Source organism: Vibrio clamense, from assembly GCF_050337905.1.
GTDB lineage: Bacteria > Pseudomonadota > Gammaproteobacteria > Enterobacterales > Vibrionaceae > Vibrio > Vibrio cortegadensis.
The window spans coordinates 102,932-122,711 of sequence record NZ_JAKJTJ010000019.1; the positions used below are offsets into that span (position 1 = coordinate 102,932).

The 19,780-nt window shown below is 41.6% G+C and carries 16 protein-coding genes; 9 read left to right on the top strand and 7 right to left on the bottom strand.

Annotation, left to right across the window (positions count from 1 at the left end; genetic code table 11):
* Nucleotides 1-14: 14 nt before the first annotated feature.
* Nucleotides 15-200 (bottom strand): hypothetical protein, encoded by a 186-nt coding sequence (locus L4C39_RS03315; protein WP_429744422.1) that lies wholly within the window; start codon nucleotides 198-200, stop codon nucleotides 15-17.
* Nucleotides 201-308: 108 nt separating this feature from the next.
* Nucleotides 309-1,826 carry a fumarate hydratase gene (locus L4C39_RS03320; RefSeq protein WP_261888282.1) on the bottom strand — a complete coding sequence of 506 codons (1,518 nt, stop codon included), beginning with the start codon at nucleotides 1,824-1,826 and terminating at the stop codon, nucleotides 309-311.
* A 215-nt stretch (nucleotides 1,827-2,041) separates the two neighbouring features.
* Between L4C39_RS03320 and pabB the strand changes: the two genes are divergently transcribed.
* Nucleotides 2,042-3,445 (top strand): aminodeoxychorismate synthase component I, encoded by a 1,404-nt coding sequence (pabB, locus tag L4C39_RS03325; RefSeq protein WP_429744424.1) that lies wholly within the window; start codon nucleotides 2,042-2,044, stop codon nucleotides 3,443-3,445.
* Nucleotides 3,446-3,483: 38 nt separating this feature from the next.
* Here pabB and L4C39_RS03330 read toward each other — a convergent pair whose 3' ends face one another.
* Together L4C39_RS03330 and L4C39_RS03335 are read right to left on the bottom strand one after the other, a co-directional pair.
* A complete protein-coding gene (locus tag L4C39_RS03330) occupies nucleotides 3,484-5,196 on the bottom strand; it encodes an ATP-binding protein (RefSeq protein ID WP_371711194.1) in 1,713 nt (570 codons plus the stop codon).
* Nucleotides 5,197-5,201: 5 nt separating this feature from the next.
* A complete protein-coding gene (locus L4C39_RS03335; protein WP_113797253.1) occupies nucleotides 5,202-5,744 on the bottom strand; it encodes a heme NO-binding domain-containing protein in 543 nt (180 codons plus the stop codon).
* Between the two features lie 96 nt (nucleotides 5,745-5,840).
* Between L4C39_RS03335 and L4C39_RS03340 the strand changes: the two genes are divergently transcribed.
* The 3 genes from L4C39_RS03340 (at nucleotide 5,841) to L4C39_RS03350 (ending at nucleotide 9,442) form a co-directional block, all read left to right on the top strand.
* Nucleotides 5,841-6,431, top strand: a complete 591-nt coding sequence (locus L4C39_RS03340; RefSeq protein ID WP_429744427.1) for a CoA pyrophosphatase — start codon at nucleotides 5,841-5,843, stop codon at nucleotides 6,429-6,431.
* A gap of 297 nt (nucleotides 6,432-6,728) precedes the next feature.
* Nucleotides 6,729-7,982, top strand: a complete 1,254-nt coding sequence (locus L4C39_RS03345) for an aromatic amino acid transport family protein (protein ID WP_371711192.1) — start codon at nucleotides 6,729-6,731, stop codon at nucleotides 7,980-7,982.
* A gap of 98 nt (nucleotides 7,983-8,080) precedes the next feature.
* Nucleotides 8,081-9,442, top strand: coding sequence for an L-serine ammonia-lyase (locus L4C39_RS03350; RefSeq protein WP_017053936.1), 1,362 nt, complete (start codon nucleotides 8,081-8,083; stop codon nucleotides 9,440-9,442).
* A 151-nt stretch (nucleotides 9,443-9,593) separates the two neighbouring features.
* Here L4C39_RS03350 and L4C39_RS03355 read toward each other — a convergent pair whose 3' ends face one another.
* Together L4C39_RS03355 and queD are read right to left on the bottom strand one after the other, a co-directional pair.
* Complete coding sequence (locus L4C39_RS03355; protein ID WP_429744429.1) at nucleotides 9,594-10,892, bottom strand: methyl-accepting chemotaxis protein; 1,299 nt, start codon at nucleotides 10,890-10,892, stop codon at nucleotides 9,594-9,596.
* A 284-nt stretch (nucleotides 10,893-11,176) separates the two neighbouring features.
* Nucleotides 11,177-11,536, bottom strand: coding sequence for a 6-carboxytetrahydropterin synthase QueD (queD, locus tag L4C39_RS03360; RefSeq protein ID WP_170961582.1), 360 nt, complete (start codon nucleotides 11,534-11,536; stop codon nucleotides 11,177-11,179).
* A gap of 339 nt (nucleotides 11,537-11,875) precedes the next feature.
* Here queD and L4C39_RS03365 point away from each other — a divergent pair, with 339 nt between their 5' ends.
* From L4C39_RS03365 to L4C39_RS03385, 5 genes are all read left to right on the top strand, one after another.
* Nucleotides 11,876-13,501, top strand: a complete 1,626-nt coding sequence (locus tag L4C39_RS03365) for a methyl-accepting chemotaxis protein (protein ID WP_429744816.1) — start codon at nucleotides 11,876-11,878, stop codon at nucleotides 13,499-13,501.
* A 164-nt stretch (nucleotides 13,502-13,665) separates the two neighbouring features.
* Nucleotides 13,666-15,066 carry an asparagine--tRNA ligase gene (asnS, locus tag L4C39_RS03370; RefSeq protein ID WP_261888285.1) on the top strand — a complete coding sequence of 467 codons (1,401 nt, stop codon included), beginning with the start codon at nucleotides 13,666-13,668 and terminating at the stop codon, nucleotides 15,064-15,066.
* A gap of 414 nt (nucleotides 15,067-15,480) precedes the next feature.
* Nucleotides 15,481-15,780, top strand: coding sequence for a hypothetical protein (locus L4C39_RS03375; RefSeq protein ID WP_017053940.1), 300 nt, complete (start codon nucleotides 15,481-15,483; stop codon nucleotides 15,778-15,780).
* A gap of 310 nt (nucleotides 15,781-16,090) precedes the next feature.
* A complete protein-coding gene (locus tag L4C39_RS03380; protein ID WP_429744432.1) occupies nucleotides 16,091-17,611 on the top strand; it encodes an HD domain-containing phosphohydrolase in 1,521 nt (506 codons plus the stop codon).
* A gap of 231 nt (nucleotides 17,612-17,842) precedes the next feature.
* Entirely contained in the window at nucleotides 17,843-19,036 is a 1,194-nt protein-coding gene (locus L4C39_RS03385) for an amino acid aminotransferase (RefSeq protein WP_113797266.1), read from the top strand.
* Between the two features lie 107 nt (nucleotides 19,037-19,143).
* Here the strand turns inward: L4C39_RS03385 and L4C39_RS03390 are convergent, their stop codons facing one another.
* The gene (locus tag L4C39_RS03390; protein ID WP_429744435.1) at nucleotides 19,144-19,776 is read right to left on the bottom strand and encodes a porin family protein; all 633 of its coding nucleotides are present in this window, start codon (nucleotides 19,774-19,776) and stop codon (nucleotides 19,144-19,146) included.
* Between the last annotated feature and the right edge of the window lie 4 nt (nucleotides 19,777-19,780).

Genomic DNA, 19,780 nt, shown 5'->3' on the forward strand with positions numbered 1-19,780 from the left:
ACAGCAAAAATCCGCTAGTCTTCTTCGATCAATTTATAAATCACAAAAAGTGCAATCTCAAGCAGCCCAGCCAATACCAGAGCAATAGTAATGTATTTATCGTTGAATATTGAAATACCATGAAGAATCAAATCATATCCAACAAACGCACTGATGGTGATCAATACTGCTAGCTGGACGAATTGAATAAAACGAGTCATAAAAGCTCCTGACTTTTGTTGTGAATAAAGGCTGAATAAGCTAATAGCCCTTGAGGAAAACGAATTAGGAGCCAGACTCAAACATCAAACCGACTCCTAATTAAAACGTTACGCGTTGGCTTCAGCGATTTTAACTTTCCATGTATCTGGGCCAATTTGATGTGCGTTCGCACCCGTTGAATCAACGGCTACGGTCACAGGCATATCTTCAACTTCAAATTCGTAAATCGCTTCCATACCCAAATCTTCAAAAGCAACCACACGCGCTTTCTTAATCGCTTTAGCAACCAGATAAGCCGCACCGCCGACTGCCATCAAATAGACCGCTTTATGATCTTTAATCGACTCTACCGTTGCAGGCCCGCGTTCTGCTTTGCCTATCATACCCATGATACCCGTTTCATTAAGCATCATATCGGTAAATTTATCCATTCGTGTTGACGTTGTAGGACCAGCAGGACCCACAGCTTCATCACCGACTGCATCTACAGGACCTACGTAGTAGATAAACTTACCTTTGAAGTCGACACCTTCAGGTAAACCTTCTCCACTCTCTAGCATGCCTTGAATGCGCTTATGAGCAGCATCTCGACCCGTTAAAATTTTGCCTGACAAGAGCACGGTTTCACCCGTTTTCCACTCTTGTACGTCCTCTTTTGTTACTTCATCAAGATTTACACGTCGAGTATTTGCGCCTGCTTCCCAAGTGATGTCTGGCCACTCTTCAAGTTTTGGTGGCGTTAGCTCGGCAGGGCCGGAACCATCAAGAGTGAAATGAACGTGACGAGTGGCGGCACAGTTCGGAATCAAACACACAGGTTTTGAAGCAGCGTGAGTCGGGGCAGTTTTGATCTTAACATCGACTACGGTGGTTAAACCGCCTAAGCCTTGAGCACCAATTCCCAGTTTATTCACGCGATCGAAGATATCTAAACGCAGCTCTTCTTCTGCATTTTGAGGTCCACGTTCAATGAGTTCATGAATATCGATATGTTCCATCAGAGATTCTTTTGCCAATACCGCTGCTTTTTCAGCCGTACCGCCAATACCTATGCCTAACATGCCCGGTGGACACCAACCCGCTCCCATTGTAGGTAAGGTTTTTTCCACCCACTCAGCAATGTCATCTGATGGGTTTAGCATCACCATTTTGGTTTTATTTTCGCTACCGCCGCCTTTTGCCGCGATTTGAATTTCAACGGTATCACCCGGCACCATATTGATATGAACAACCGCCGGAGTATTGTCTTTGGTGTTAATACGTTTACCCGCAGGATCCATTAAGACAGAGGCTCTCAATGGGTTATCTGGGTTAAGATATGCCTGACGAACGCCTTCATCAACCATTTGTTGGACAGTAAGATCGGTGGTTTCCCATGTTACGTCCATGCCGATATTGACGAAACAAGTCACAATACCTGTATCTTGGCAAATTGGGCGGTGCCCTTCTGCTGACATACGGGAATTAATCAAGATTTGAGCAATCGCATCCTTTGCTGCTTGGCTCTCTTCTTTCTCATAGGCTTTTTCTAGTGCTTGGACAAAGTCTAGAGGGTGGTAATAAGAAATATATTGAAGTGCGTCAGCGACACTGCTGATCACATCTTGCTTGCGAATAACCGTCATTGCATGCCTCTTTTAATAGTTCTGCTTCCTAATAATACCACTTGTTAAATTCTCATTATGTTGAGCTATTTATTGTCAATGCATCTGAACAGATAGATACGGTTGACTTATGTATGAGGAATCAACGAAGTAGCACCTTTAATATGATTTTATGATACTCTTGCTTTCCTTCACAAGCCATGCAGTGATTGAACTCTTTGTCACAAATTAAACAAATGAATAACGAAACGCACCAAATCCAAATAAAGACGATTACCTATCAGCCCGATCTTGCTAAGCAGTTGTTTTCTCTCATTGAGGCTCAACCTTGGGCAATGCTGCTACGTTCTGCCTCAACTGAGCATATCGATAGTCGGTTTGACATCTTAGTCGCCCAGCCGATTGCGACACTGAAAACCAAAGGTGAGATCACTGAGATTCAGCGATTAGACCAAGGCTATTCTTCAAACGAAACCATTCAATCAACGGATGACCCATTCTCACTCCTTAGCCACTATCAAAACCTTTTATTGCCTTCACAAAGCTGTGAGCTAGATGTGCCATTTGTGGGTGGTGCGCTGGGTTACTTTAGTTACGACTTGGGCAGACGAGTCGAAAGTGTCGATAGCATAGCAGTACAAGATATTGATTGTGCGGATATGGCTGTAGGTCTATATGAATGGGCGGTTATCGTCGATAACAAAGAGAGCAAAGCTTACGTTATTGGACTGAATGTCGAGCAACATTGGCAGTGGTTGAACCAACAGGTACCTGACTCCTCTGACCGATCTCCGTTCAAATTAACTGCACCGTGGCAGTCAAATATGACCAAAGCGACTTACAGTGAAAAATTCCATCACGTCCAAAATTACTTGCTCGCGGGTGATTGCTACCAAATCAATTTAGCCCAACGTTTCTGTGCCCCTTATCTAGGCTCTGAATGGAATGCTTATCAGAGTTTAGAAGCGTTTAACTTAGCACCGTTTTCTGCCTTTATTCGCACCGATGAAGCAGCGATTATCAGCGTATCTCCAGAGCGATTTTTAGAATTAAACCAAACGAAAATAGAAACGAAACCAATCAAGGGAACTCGACCTCGTTCGAAGGATGAAAAGCTTGATCGTGAATACGCGAATGATCTTGCCCATGCGGAAAAAGACCAAGCAGAAAACCTTATGATTGTGGACTTGTTGCGTAATGACATTGGTCGCGTAGCCAAACCCGGCACGGTGCATGTACCTAAGTTATTTGATATTGAAAGCTTTCCGGCGGTCCACCATTTAGTGAGCACCATTCGCGCAGATTTGGATAATCAATACCAAGCGGCTGACCTATTACGAGCTTGCTTCCCTGGAGGTTCGATTACTGGCGCACCGAAAATTCGAGCCATGCAAATCATTGAAGAACTCGAACCTCATAGACGTTCAGTGTATTGCGGCAGCATTGGTTATATCAGCCGCCATGGAAGAATGGACACCAGTATTACTATTCGAACTTTGGTCGCTGAAGAGAATATGATTTACGCATGGGCGGGAGGTGGCGTGGTTGCGGACAGCCAGTGCGATTCCGAATATCAAGAAACGTTAGACAAACTATGTCGAATTCTGCCGATTTTAACTGAGCTCAATGCCGACCAGTAAAGCTCAAAGAGCAAATTCCGAAGGTGGGGCAATTTAAGTTAGCCCCACTTCTCTAACATGGCTTTAAGATCGTCAGCGGTATAAGGCTTGGTCAGGATGTCATCCATCCCACACTGAATACACTCTTCACGCTCTTCCAGTGTAGTGCCTGCGGTCAAGGCTAAGATTGGTAGATTGTAACCCAATTCACGCAGCCTTTTTGTTGCTTCAAAGCCGTCCATTTCTGGCATTCGACAATCCATAAAAATGACATCGAACGACTGGCAAGCGACCGTTTTTAATGCTTCAACTCCATTCATGCAGGCAGTTGGTTTAATGCCCATTTTCTTCAACATTTGATTGATGATGACCTGATTGATACGAATATCGTCCACAACCAAAACGTTTAGCTGACTTAACTCTTTCTCACACAATTCTTTAACTGGGTTTCGCGTATCAATTACCTCTTCCTGAGCGACCGTTAAAGGAAGAGATAGTTGAAAGCGTGTGCCCTGCTTTATTTCACTGGTAAAGGAGATGTCTCCTCCCATCAAATCAACCAGCCGTTTACAAATAGCCAACCCAAGGCCCGTTCCTTCATAGTGACGACTGCTTGATCGATCAGCTTGAGTAAAGGGTTCAAATAACTTCTCTTGTTGCTGAAGAGCAATACCAATGCCTGAGTCTTTTACTTCAATATTAATGCGGTCGTCACTCCATACCGCGAGGAGTTTGACTTCACCTTGATGAGTAAACTTAATAGCGTTACCGACTAAATTCACAAGAACTTGCGTGATCCTTTCTAAGTCACCGATGAAGCATGTTGGCATTCTTCCTTCACTGCCAATATTGAGTACAATTCTTTTCTCGGCTGCTTTGGGTTTAAAAATACCTTGTATTGTCGATTCCAATTGCTGCCAGTGAAACTTCTTAGGAATTAACTCCATCATGCCTGCGTCAATTTTACTGAAATCAAGCAAGTCATTGATAATCGCCCGAAGCAACTCACCAGATTGACTAAGGTTATCAATATAGTCGGTTTGTATTTGATCGAGCTGAGTGTCTCTCAGTAATTCAGCACTACCGAGTAAACCATTGAGTGGCGTTCTCAGTTCATGATTGATCATTGCTACAAAATCACGCGTAGAACGTTCCGATTCTTCTGCGCGCTGTCTAGATTCAATATGACGATTCATGATCATCGAGCGACTAATCGCACTACAGAGCAAATCCCCAGCAAGCACGAGTTGTTTTTCGACGAAATCACGATCGCTGATTTCTGCATTCACCGCAAAACCAATCACGCCAACGATGTTGTGTTCAATGACCAGTGGAATACATAACTGCCTATCGATCCACTGAGGACGGGGGACGTCTTGGGCGATGACTTCTTGAGTCACTTCTCGAATAGATTTATCGCCGTACTCCAAAGCGCTTAAGCCGCTCATAGCGTTATTGGTCAAAGACAGGTAGCTTGATTCAATTACCGCGTTGTTAGTTAATCGCTGTAAAAAGTTAGCTAAAACTACGGCATCCAAATCACTAGAGATAAAAACCCGACTAAAACTGATCAACAAGGCATCTATCTGCTCTTCAAACTCTAACTTTTTGATATTGGATTCAGATGTGGCTTCTAATCTTTTTAATGCTATCTCTAATTTTTCATTCAACTCATAAAGTTCTAAGCTTTTATTTTCTAAAAGCTTTTCCGCCTCTTTTCGTGATGCTATTTCACGCTTAAGCTTACGCTCTATTGGAGAATTTTCTGGCATGTTCTCTACTCATCAATACGTAAGTGAAACCGAACAACGCTTTGCGACGGGTCTAACGGTTCCATTTGGCTGATAATCGTCTCAGAAAAATGAGCAGCACAACCTTCGATTAAACCGAGGCAGACATGGGACATACAACGAGCGCTGCGGTAATCCATGACCATCTCAGAACTTGTCTCACTGATAAAATTGAATTGAGGGGGTTGAGCATCCGGATACAGTTTTTTTACTTCAACGTGTATATAGTCTTCAACATGATGGATGAACTGAAAAGTGGTATTGCATTGAAGCAAACTGGCCTCTGGCGGGAGTGTGTTCAACAGATCTGTGAATACCGATTGGCCAAAAACGCGTTGTAACTCCTCAGCCGATACGCCTGTAATTTTACTTAGGTTGATAATAAGCGTCACTAAATCTTTGTGGTTATAACTTCCAACAGAGGTATACACGCCTTCATCGGCAGAGAGTTGCAGTACTTGATCCAATGTGTCAAGACCGAACTTATCCTCTACTAATTCAAGAAATTCGGTAAATATGATTCCTTTCATAATTTGAACTACTCTTGTTAATATCAATTAAAAGCATGATTCATAGAACCATTTTTTTCAATCCAATTCAAAAACAAATCTTCAAGTGGTGAACCAATGAATAAAAAGACCTTGATTCAGTACTTTCAGTTTCATCAACTGGTCGACTATGATGCTGACTCAACCAAGCGTGTCGAACACCTTAATACCCGTACACTGAGAAAAGCCGCTGTACTAATAGGCTTTGTTGAACGAGAGAATCAACTGAATATAGTGTTAACGAAGCGCGCTCAGCATTTAAAACATCACCCCGGACAAATCAGCTTTCCAGGCGGAAAACACGAACAATATGACAACTCCCTCCTCGATACTGCCGTTAGAGAAACCAGTGAAGAGATTGGTATTCCAGCAGAGCATATTGATATTTTAGGTCAATTGCCCGAAATTACGACCGTAAGCCAATTTTCTGTGACTCCAGTACTCGCTTTCATTAACTCAGGTTATACCGCTAACATTGATCCTAACGAAGTCGAGTCACTATTTGAGGTTCCGGCATCTCATTTACTCGATACGTCTAAACTATTTAGCCATTTATTTACAATTCGAAATGAGCCTCACCGAGTTTTCGCCATTCCATATGAGCAGCATTTTATATGGGGAATGACGGCTCAAATCATCCAATCTTTACAGCAACAAATTACACACTAGTTTATTAATTGTTAATTTAACGTGTTGTTCAAAAGCCATGTCTGATTTGCCTTTAAATATAGCAAACGGTTGCGACAAATACGGACGAGCAATTAGCACTCAAGCATTATAAAAACTAATACCAAGCATTACTAAACCTCACCTGTAGCACGGCATTTTCGTGATCCAAAATGCATTTTTGATAAAACATTCAATAAGCTCATTCAATACATGATTTAGATCTATTTTTTGCAGACGAAAATTCTGCAAAATACGCCTCGACTTATTTCCTGTTCCCAAAAAATGAGCAAATTTAACATGAATACAACAACTTCTTCGGCTACGGCCGCTAAAACAAGTACTAAGTGGACTTACAAAGATTTCACTTGGGCTCTATCATTATTCGGTACTGCTGTTGGTGCTGGTGTTCTTTTCCTTCCAATTAAAGCGGGCGCTGGTGGTTTTTGGCCATTAGTTATCCTAGCTCTAATCGCAGCACCAATGACTTGGTTTGCACACAAAGGTTTGGCACGTTTTGTTTTATCAGCTAAAAATCCTAACGCTGATATCACAGATACTGTTGAAGAACATTTTGGTAAAACTGGCGCGAACCTTATTACTTTTGCCTACTTTTTCGCGATTTACCCTATCGTTCTAATTTACGGCGTTGGTATCACTAACACTGTAGATTCTTTCCTAGTTAACCAAGTTGGCATGGAATCTATTCCTCGCTGGTTACTTTCTGGTTGCCTTATCGCTGCAATGACTGCTGGTGTAGTATTTGGTAAAGAATTAATGCTTAAAGCGACTTCTATTATGGTTTACCCATTAGTAGCGGTTCTATTAGCACTATCTTTCTACCTAATCCCTGATTGGAACACTTCAATGCTGTCTGTTACTCCAGAATGGTCAACTATGCCTTCTGTTGTATGGCTTGCAATTCCAATCATTGTTTTCTCTTTCAACCACAGCCCAATTATCAGCCAGTTCGCTAAAGAACAACGCCAAACTTACGGTGAAGACGCGTCTAAGAAAACAGACATGATCACTGGCGGTGCAGCAATGATGCTTATGGGCTTCGTTATGTTCTTCGTTTTCTCTGTAGTGCTTTCTCTATCTCCAGAGCAACTAGCAACAGCAAAAGAGCAAAACATCAGTGTTCTTTCTTACCTAGCGAACGTTCACGAATCTCCACTAATCTCGGTTCTTGGTCCATTCGTTGCTTTCGCTGCTATCACTTCTAGCTACTTCGGTCACTTCCTTGGTGCTCACGAAGGTCTAGTAGGTCTTGGTAAGTCTCGCTCTAAAGCTCCAGTTAAATCAATCGAGAAAGTATCTCTAATCTTTATCGTTGTTACTACTTGGGCTGTTGCTATCATCAACCCAAGCATTCTAGGTATGATTGAAACAATGGGTGCACCGATGATCGCTGCAATCCTGTTCCTAATGCCTGTATATGCAATGCGCAAAGTACCAGCAATGGCTAAGCTTAAAACTTCAGCTCCTGTACAACTATTTACAGCAGTTTGTGGTATCGCAGCTATTACTTCTGTAATCTACGGCGCTCTATAATCTGCAACCACTTATTACCATAAGTCGTTTCAGGTGAATTAAATAATAATGATAATAAAAAGCCTCCCTCCCCGGAGGCTTCTTTAGAGGTAATCACTATGATTAGTGTTTTTGATATCTATAAAATTGGTGTTGGTCCTTCGAGCTCACATACTGTTGGACCAATGAAAGCGGGTAAAGAATTTATTGATGACCTTCGTTCAATGGGAAAATTGCGCGACATCACTAAAATTACCGTGGACGTTTATGGATCATTATCACTGACAGGGAAAGGTCACCACACAGATGTCGCTATCATCATGGGTCTTGCTGGTAATAGCCCAGAAAAAGTAGATATCGACTCCATTCCAGGATTTATTGCTCGCGTTGAAGAGACTGAACGTTTACCTGTAGGCATGCACTGCCATACGGTTTCGTTCCCTAAAGATAGTGGGATGAACTTCCACACTACCAATCTCGATTTACATGAGAACGGCATGCAGATTCACGCATGGATCGACGACGAAAAAGCATACTCTAAAACTTATTACTCTATTGGCGGCGGTTTCATCGTTGACGAAGAGAACTTTGGTAAAGATCAAAAGTCTGCTATTAAAGTACCTTACGCATACAACACAGCTGAAGAGTTGGTAAACCTATGCCAAGAGCACAGTTTATCTATTAGTACGTTGGTAATGGCTAACGAACATGCCCTTTACGCAGATGAAGAAGTACGTACCTACTTCGCTAACATCTGGAAAACCATGCGTGAATGTATGGAGCGTGGTATGAATACTGAAGGTCTACTTCCAGGGCCTCTACGTGTACCTCGTCGTGCAGCGGCATTACGCCAACAGCTATTAACTTCAGAAAAAACCAATACCGATCCGATGACAGTTATCGATTGGGTAAACATGTATGCGTTTGCGGTAAATGAAGAAAATGCAGCAGGTGGTCGTGTTGTTACGGCTCCTACAAATGGTGCTTGTGGCATTATTCCTGCAGTTCTTGCTTACTACGATAAATTTATCCAAACCGTAACTGAAAAAGATTACATTCGTTACTTCGCGGCTTCTGGCGCTATCGGCGGTCTTTACAAGCAAAATGCTTCTATCTCTGGCGCTGAAGTGGGTTGTCAGGGTGAAGTTGGCGTTGCATGTTCAATGGCTGCGGCAGGTCTTGCTGAGCTAATGGGTGGCAGTGCTGAACAAGTTTGTATGGCAGCAGAAATCGGTATGGAACATAACCTTGGTTTAACCTGTGACCCAGTAGCAGGCCAAGTACAAGTTCCTTGTATCGAACGTAACGGTATTGCAGCAGTAAAAGCGATTAACTCTTCTCGTATGGCTCTACGTCGTGCTTCTGCACCACGTGTTTCCCTTGATAAAGTTATCGAAACAATGCTGGAAACAGGTAAAGACATGAATGCTAAATACCGTGAGACTTCTCAAGGTGGCTTGGCAATCAAAGTTATCTGCTAATACTCAAATACTAATAGCTAATATTCATTAGTTTTTAAAAGTAAAAGTGTTTAAAAACTAAATTATTTAAGAACTAAAGTATTTAAAAACAAAAAAGGCGACTATGTCGCCTTTTTTATTATCTTAAATTTATGAACAACAGCGAGCTAGGCTACAAATCGTTATTCAACTGCCCTACTGTTTGTGTCACATTTTCTGCGCCGTTGTATATTTCATCCATCACCGATGAAACTTCGGTAATCTTCTGTGTTCCTTCATTGGATATTTCAGAAACTTCAGACATAGATTGCATCACTCCCGCAGTAAGCGTCTGGTTGTTTGACACCACCGCTTCAATTTCGTTGGTTGACTGTGCGGTTCTCGCCGCAAGTTGCCTCACTTCATCAGCCACAACAGCAAAACCTCGACCAGTTTCACCAGCACGAGCGGCTTCAATAGCTGCGTTCAATGCTAAAAGATTCGTCTGCTCGGCAATCCCTTTAATGGTACTTACAATTTCACCAATATCGCGAGAGCGAGAATTTAACTCTCTCGTTTGTTCTACTGCTTCTTCAACTTTAGAATCAATTGAAAGTGACACGTTCACACAATCAGCCAATAGTTCAGAACCCTGCTTGGCAATTTGCGCGGTTTCTACTGACGTACTATGCGCCACATCAGAGGCATGAGCCACCGCTTCGTTACGTTCAATCTGTGCTGTAATATCTGTTGCAAACTTAATAACTTTCGTCACAACGCCGTTGGAGTCGAAAATTGGGTTGTAGGTTGCTTCTAACCATATATTTTGACCAGAATAGCCTCTACGTTGGAATTGACCTGCTTTAATTTGCCCTTTTGCTAATTCATCCCAAAAGCTCGGATTTTCAAGGTAAAATTTATCGCTGCAAAATATACGGTGATGTTTACCAACAACGTCATTAAGTCGATAGCCTACAGTATTTAAGAAGTTCTCATTTGCAGTAATAATCTCCCCACTAGGAGTAAACTCAATTGTCGCCAAAGAGCGATTCAGTGCCTGTAAAACACTTGAACGAGCAATACTTTCTTGATGCTTCTCAGTCACATCACTGGCAATTTTCATCACTTTAACAACTTTATTATCCTGCATAATTGGAAAATATGTCGCTTCAAGCCAAATTTCATGACCAGATTTATGAACTCGTTGGAAACGCCCTGTTTGCATAACACCATTCGCAAGATCTCTCCAAAACTGAGCATATTCTGGAGTACGGGTATATTCCGGAAAACAGACACTAGAGTGATTCTTACCTCTAACCTCTTCCATTGAATATCCAACAATATCTAAAAACAGTTCATTAGCCGCCAATATGTCTCCACTCGGTGTAAATTCAATGGTCGGTACGGAATGGTGAATAGCATCCAGTTGGCTTTGCATCGCTTTTAATTGCTCAGTTAACTCTAAAACTTTTTTCTTATTTTTATTAAACATATCTGTAACATTCCATAAAGTTCATACTGATAATAATATTAGTATATATCGTCAAGCAGCATAGCACACGATTTCTCAAGCACAATTTTACCCCACATCATGAAAATAAATAATATTAAATATGAAAAAATGAACAATGCTCAACAAGAACATTAGTAAATAAATAAAACTGAGAATGGATATAATACGGGGGAATATAAGAGGTTAAAAATAGATTTAAACGATGTTAATAACAATAAAGGAAGCTGTAACTTAAAATTACAGCTTATTCTAATTAGCGCAGGTTAACCGATATAAGTGCAACCCGCCGTGCAAGTCTCTTTTATCTCAACCTTGCTTAATAATGGAAGTGCTGGTTTTAACTGCTGCCAAATCCACTTAGACAGAACTTCGCTCGTTGGATTCTCTAATCCTTCGATATCATTTAAGTAGTAATGGTCTAAGCGATCATAAATCGGTTTGAATGCAGCTTTAATTTCTGAGAAGTCGATGATCCAGCCAGTATGAGGATCGACTTCACCTTCAACATATAAGCGAACCATGAAAGAGTGTCCATGTAAGCGTCCACATTTATGACCTTCTGGAACATGTGGTAAGTGATGTGCAGCTTCAAACATAAAGTCTTTGTACAGTTCAGTTTTCATTTCGATTCTCAGGATTTTAAAAGACGCGCAATGCTACTTAAAACAACGCCTATAGACAAGCTTTTGAATTTCCATCGAATGTTGCGAAGCTCTCCATATCGCTATGAACGCAGATCTTAACGGGGCTCTAAATGCGATTCTTTACACAATAATGCGCCAGACAAATGACATCTGCACGTCAAATTAACATCACAAGTTAGCTACATCACATTTACATTAACCGTAGTTTGTGTGTGGTCACATTACTAGCGATACCTCTTTGGTGTTACTTATGTTTAACCTTATATTCACATCGTCTATTCATACTAATAATTAAAGAACCTAATGCTCTCTAATCCAATATTCTCGACCATAACCTCTAAAATACTGGTTACTTTAGTGACCGTCTTCACTTGTGTCCTTGCGGTTTCAACCTCTTATCAGTATTTCCAACAAAGAGAATTGATCAATTCGGTATTAAGTCAGCAGCTACACGATAAGGCGAGTAACTATTTCGATAGCCTTAATATGATGATGCTGACAGGAACAATGGCTCAAAAAGAGACATTACGCCAAAAGGCACTCGCTCAAGATGGTATTGAAGTAGTTCGAGTACTGAGAGCCGAGCATGTCAGCAAGCTTTATGGACCGGGGCAAAGTAACCAGCAACCTATCGATGATATTGACCGTAGAGCGCTCGAAGGTGAAATGGTTATTGAACCTTTTAACGCCAGCTGGGGAAAAGGTTTAGTCGTTGCCTTACCAATGAAATCAAGTGAAAACTACAGAGGCACCAATTGTGTCGCCTGTCATATGGCCCCAGAAGGTGAAGTGTTAGGGGCGATTAGACTTGAGTACAATCTCAGCAGCGTCAATACGTTAATAAGCAAACGAACCATGATCGCTATCGCTATTATGGCAGGTATCGCTTTTATCGGATTCATAATCACTATGGGATTAATCCGAAAAATAGTCGTGAGTCCTATCCAGAAAACATCCCGTTTCATGACAATCGTGAGTCAGAATAAAGATCTATCTCAACGTATTCCTAGCAAACAAACTGATGAGGTTGGTTCTCTGGCTCAGTCTATCAATTCATTCATGGATACGGTTTCTGAAAGTTTAATGAAGGTCCAAGATACTTCTCATACCCTTTCCGACTCTGCGACCAAACTGACTGGAGTGGCTCAAGTTACAGATAGGGCGGCAAATAATCAGCAAGATGAAACCGCAGAAGTTCAAAGTAATATCCACACAATGCAAGATCAACAGGTCAATGTTGAGCAAGCGACGATTGATGCATCCACTCTTATTACTCATACCACATCTGTCGCTCAAGCGAGTGCAGATCAAGCTCACTCGGCCAGCGAAGAGATTAAACACCTAGTCGGTGATATTGAAAATGTGAAGAACAAGATTTCGGAATTAAACCAGCGGACGACTCAAGTATCATCCATTCTCGAAGTGATTAATGGCATTGCCGAGCAGACCAACCTATTGGCTTTAAATGCTGCCATTGAAGCCGCCCGAGCAGGAGAGCAAGGACGCGGGTTTGCGGTAGTGGCCGATGAAGTAAGACAACTTGCCTCAAGAACCTCTGAAGCGACGGGGAATATTAAAACGATTATTGCTGAGTTCAAAAAAGGGAGCGAAGAGTCTCTACAATCGGTTGATGATGTGTGTGATCATGCACATAAACGCTCTTCTGATATTGAAGAACTGTCACTTGCGATGACTAACGTGGTCGGTGAAATGCAACAAGTTCTCCAGCATGCGACAAATATTCAGCAACAAACTCAAACAACGACTCAACTGAATCATGATGTTCAGTCGAAAGTAGAAATAATTACCAGACACGCTGATGAAACGTCTCAATCAGCAACTCAGACTCGGGATATTAGCGTTAGTTTGGAGCAACTATCGGATAGACTTGAGCTATTGCTCAACCAATTCACGCTTTCTTCAAATAATTCGTCGCTCAAATAACAATAAAGGTTGAAGAGACAGATTTGACAGGTAATATGTTCCATTGAATTAAAAAAGTAATCTACAACCTAATGTTTCGTCTGTTTTTTATACAAATCAATGTATTTAAACAGATAAGTTTAACATTAGGTTGAGTTTTTACCTCAATGGAGAATGTAACTAACATGACTAACGCGCCTGTAGCAGACGTACTTGGTGGAAAACTAGCAGTAGACAGTGAAGTAACTGTTCAGGGCTGGATCCGCTCACGTCGTGATTCCAAAGCTGGAATCTCTTTCCTCGCCATTTATGACGGCTCTTGTTTCGACCCGATTCAGGCCGTGGTCCCAAATAATCTTAATAATTACGAAGACGAAGTATTAAAGCTAACTACTGGCTGCTCTGTTGAAGTAACAGGTAAGATTGTTGAGTCTCCGGCAAAAGGTCAAGATTTTGAACTCGCAGCAACTGAAGTAAAAGTTGTAGGCTGGGTTGAAGATGCTGACACTTACCCAATGGCTAAAACTCGCCATTCTATTGAGTACCTACGTGAAGTTGCCCACCTTCGTCCACGTACTAACGTGATCGGTGCTGTTGCACGTGTTCGTAACTGTCTATCTCAAGCAATTCACCGTTTTTACCACGAGCAAGGCTACTTCTGGATGTCTGCTCCACTAATTACATCTTCTGACGCAGAAGGTGCTGGTGAGATGTTCCGCGTTTCTACTCTAGACCACGCGAACCTGCCACTTGATGACAAAGGCAATGTTGATTACGACAAAGATTTCTTTGGTAAAGAGACATTCCTGACAGTATCTGGCCAACTAAATGCTGAAACTTACGCTTGTGCACTAAGCAAAGTTTACACATTCGGTCCTACTTTCCGTGCTGAAAATTCTCACACAAGCCGCCACCTAGCTGAATTCTGGATGGTTGAACCTGAAGTTGCTTTTGCTGATCTTGATGATGTAGCAAAACTTGCAGAAGACATGCTTAAGTATGTATTTGAAGCGGTTCTTGCTGAGCGTCGTGATGATCTTGAGTTCTTTGCTTCTCGCATCGACAAGCAAGCGATCACTCGTCTAGAACAGTTTGTAAGTTCTGATTTCGCACAAGTAGACTACACTGACGCAATCCAAATCCTAAAAGATTCTGGTCGTAAGTTTGAGTTTGATGTTGAGTGGGGCATTGATATGTCTTCTGAACATGAACGTTACCTAGCTGAAGAGCACTTCAAAGCGCCAGTTATCGTTAAGAACTACCCGAAAGATATTAAAGCATTCTACATGCGTCAAAATGACGATGGCAAAACAGTTGCTGCGATGGATGTTCTTGCACCAGGTATTGGTGAGATCATCGGTGGTTCTCAACGTGAAGAGCGTCTAGACATTCTTGATGCACGTATGATTGAAATGGGTATCGACCCTGAACACATGAGCTGGTACCGCGATTTACGTCGTTACGGCACAGTTCCTCATGCTGGCTTCGGTCTTGGCTTTGAGCGTCTAGTGTCTTACGTAACAGGTATGGGTAACGTACGTGACGTTATTCCGTTCCCACGTACTCCACGCTCTGCGAACTTCTAAGCTTTTAGCTTTTAGCTTTTAGCAAAGTATAAGTATAAGTATGTAACCAACACATCGGTGCATAAAAATTTAAGCCTACTCTCACTTAGGGAGTGGGCTTTTTATTACCTTTTTTTAATATATTTAACGATCATAAATAATATCTCCCCTTCCATTTTTGTCCTGAATTTAGCTTCACCTTTATTCAACTGATTTAATTTAAAATCTATCTTTGCATAAAGTTAGCCAAAGTCACTTTCATACCTGAAACGTTAGACTTCACATTTATTTTAAAATCATCAGTGACGTTTGCACGAAATAGGCAGATACTGAGATCGATCTCACTTTTATTCTTCAACTCTTTGCTACATTACTAATGTAACTCTTTGATCATCGGGAATACCGATCTATCCATAACAATAATTCGAGAAGAACATGAAAAAATTAGACACAGAAAATTTGGAATATAAAGGTGAGACAAACGGTGTTCATAGCTGGTTATCATCGACAGGTCAACCATATTACTGGCACCCAGATTGGTTAAACATTGCTGAAGATGCAACAGGCTCTCACCCTAAACAGCCAATTGAATGCGAGAAAGAAGAGACACCAACTAAGAAGCACGCTATTTCAGCGATTCTAAAACATATGAACACATGGGCGGCAGACAAACTGTCTAAGAACCCTGATGTAGAGGCTCAAGCGATTGAATCTCAGCTAAACCTTAAAAAATAGCCATAAAGCCCCAACAGCACAGATGTTGGGGTTAATTTTATGTGCATTTCCTCAGAGAACACTCCCCCAACAAGCGACACACTGATTACGTCGTCCATAACACCATCAGACACCATTAAAAAATAATGTCCCGAGTACACATGTTAAAATTGTGTATTTATAATTTGTATCATTAATTGAAATCTATAGATAAAATAGACGGTCTTTATTATTTGTCGGTTGACATTTCGCAATAGTAATCACTTTTTTCTCATTGATTACATTACGCAATGAACAATAAATTTTAGCAGTTATGTTCAAAGGGCTTATCATGAAACAATCTGTCTACAATGCGTCTTTAACATTAAAACTATATGTTGTTGCCGCTTTTTTGTTTGGGATCTATGGCGGACGCGTTTGTCCTATGCTGGAAACATTAAGCGCCACAGAAGTAATGATTCATACAAGCACCGTTTTCACGATTACTTTTTTAATTCGTCACTTTCTACTGAACAATCATTCATTAGTAAAAGAGATGAAGTTTGGCCAACTGGATACCACACTATTTTTCTTCGCAAGCCTACCCTTTGCTGCGTTTTATAATCTCAATAATGACTTCCCATTAGACAGCAATTTAAAAGTGCTATTTGGCATGACACTGTTTGGATTCTTCACCGGAACAATACTGCAACTGGTCGCAAAAATAGATCAGCTAGATAAAACTGATGAACACCAACCGAACCAGTTCCAATTACAGGGAGAGCGTCAGTCCATCATTCGCCAAATGATTACTTTAGTCGTATTACTGTTAGTCACCCTAACGGCTATGCTCACTATGGTTGCGGTTAAGGATATTTTCTGGCTTGAACACAACCCTGCACGGGTTTTGGATGGTTCAGGTCAGATCAGCGTGATCAAAGAGTTTATCTATATTTCGGCAATACTTGGTGGTTACGCCGTTGCCATCATGATGCTGTGGACCAAGTTGATGAAAAAAGTACTTTTAAGCCAAGAGTGCTCTTTACTGCAAGTCACCCAAGGTAAAATAAACACGCGCTTACCCGTATTTGCTCATGATGAACTAGGCTCAATGGCGTCACTAACTAATACCATGTTAGACACACTTCAACTTAGCCAAAATGAAGTAAAAACAACCAGAGACGTCGCAATCGTCAGCCTTTCCGCACTTGCAGAGTCACGAGATAATGAAACAGGGGCGCACATACTCCGCACACAAGAGTATGTTAAAGCTCTGGCTGAACAACTGAGTCTTTCTCCTCAGCACGCGACACTACTTACGCCGAATTATATCGAGCTACTGTACAAGTCAGCGCCACTACATGACGTGGGTAAAGTGGGGATCCCAGATAATGTTCTACTCAAACCGGGTAAATTAACATTTGATGAGTTCGAGATAATGAAAGGACACCCACAGATCGGAGCGGATGCGCTTTCTATTGCAGAGAAGCAACTTGGCACCAGCTCATTTTTACGAGTGGCAAAAGAGATTTCGCTCACTCACCACGAAAAATGGGACGGAAGTGGTTATCCAAACCAGTTAGGTGGCGAAGATATCCCACTTTCAGGCCGTCTAATGGCGCTTGCTGATGTTTATGACGCTTTAATCTCCAAGCGAGTCTACAAGCCCGCATTTAGCCACGATAAAGCCAAAGCCATTATTCTAGAGGGCTCTAATACTCATTTTGATCCTGATGTTGTTGAAGCATTTCTAGCGATTGAGGCTCGGTTTATCAGCATTGCTGCTCAGTACACAGATTCAGCGGATACCCCAACCGACGAACAACCGATGACGGATACTAAACTAGATAAGCCAAGCCTGATAACAACTTAGCAGCTTCGCTAACCATCACGGGTTAAATGTTACACACAACAACAATTAATCAACACTCTAGTGAACAAAAACTAGAGTGTTTTTTTATGAAAACACCCTCTCCTGCCATTTTTCACGTCAAAACTGATTTTTTTTACTTTTTCTTTTCTATTGTTATTGTCAGGTAAAATCCTTACAGGTATAAATACTGGAGTGATTAATATTCTCCCTTCAATTACATGGATGACGATTATGTTTGAAAAAGTTGCAGCAGCTCCCGCAGACCCTATTCTTGGACTTACTGAAGAGTTTAAAAAGGATACTCGCCCTGAAAAAATTAACCTAGGCGTTGGGATTTACAAAAATGAAAGTGGTGAGACGCCTGTTTTAAAAACGGTAAAAAAAGCAGAAGCAGCACTGCTAGAAAAAGAGAAGACTAAGTCATACCTCACCATTGAAGGGACAGCAGAATACGGACTTGCTGTACAAAAACTTCTTTTTGGCGATGATGCATCTATTGTGAGCGAGAAACGCGCAAAAACAGCGCAAGCCCCTGGTGGTACTGGTGCTCTACGCGTTGCTGGTGAGTTCATTAAGCGCCAATTGGGTAGCGACGTTAAGATCTGGATCAGTAACCCAACATGGGCGAACCACAATGGTGTATTTAGCGCTGCAGGCATTCAAACTGCGCAATACTCGTACTATGATGCTGAATCCAAAAACAAAGATTTTTCTGCGATGGTTGCTGACCTTGAGCAAGCATCAAAAGGCGACATTGTATTACTTCACGGTTGCTGTCATAACCCTACAGGTATTGACCCTACCGCTGATGAGTGGGAGGTCCTTGCAAAACTGGTTGCTGAAAAAGAGCTACTTCCACTATTTGATTTCGCATACCAAGGCTTTTCAAAAGGCGTCGAAGAGGATGCTGCAGGTTTACGTACATTCGCAAAATACAATGACGAAATCCTTGTCGCAAGCTCATTCTCAAAGAACTTCGGCTTATACAATGAACGCGTTGGCGCATTCACTTTAGTCGCAAAATCATCGGATGTTGCTACGACTGCATTCTCTCAAGTAAAAAGCATCATCCGCTCAATTTACTCAAACCCACCCGCTCACGGTAGCGCTGTCGTGACTCATATTCTTGGTGACCAAGATCTTCGCGCAGAGTGGGAATCGGAAGTAACAGAGATGCGAGATCGTATTCAAGAGATGCGAGAGCTCTTTGTTTCGACACTTAAAGCAGAAGGTGTCGATGCCGATTTCAGTTTTATTGAACGTCAAAACGGCATGTTCTCTTTTTCAGGGCTGACAAAAGCACAAGTAACGCGTTTAAAAGATGAGTTCGCTATTTACATTGTTGGCTCTGGCCGTATCAGTGTTGCAGGCATGACAAAATCAAACATGGGTCCACTATGTAAAGGTATTGCTGCCGTACTTTAATTGTTTTGATTAACAGCTGTTTTGATTAACATCTTAAAAAGACCAGATCTCGATCTGGTCTTTTTTATTGCGATTAAGATAAAAATTGGACGTTTAATTTGTGGCGTTTAATACAGCACTCTAAATGAAACACCCGCTTCATTGCTGTAGTGACTATTCGCTTTGCGGTATGTATAAAATCCCCCAAGCGCAATGGCTGATGTTATATAGTGATTCACTTCTAACCGAGTGATATTTTCGTCAATCCAATCGCTACGGTTGAATTCGGCAGCCAGTCTACCTTCTGTTTTTTCAGTAAACGCATAGTTCAAATAGAGTGAGCCGGCATACACAAATTCAGATTCAGAATAGAGCGTCTTATCTATCGATTCCAAGGTCTCTTTTGCTTTTATTGCCCCAACCTGAGCTACGGTGACAAGGTCTAAATCTTCTCTCAATTTGAATCGATAACCACCGCCCGCAAGCAAAGTATCAATTCTTAAATCCGTACTTTTAAGATTAACAAATCGAGCCGAATAATCGACCGCGACAAGCCAATGCTCTGTCACAAGTCCGTTCCCACCTAAGTTCCATGTTGTTACATTAGAGTTCCCCCCAATGTCGCTATCAAAGCTACCTGAACTCACTGTTGCGTAGAGGTAATCGTATCTTGTCGGCGTATCATAAATTGAATCACGCTCTTGTGCATGGCTAAAGAATGAGGAAACGACAAGGCCGATTAATAGCACTCTTCTAAACATATAA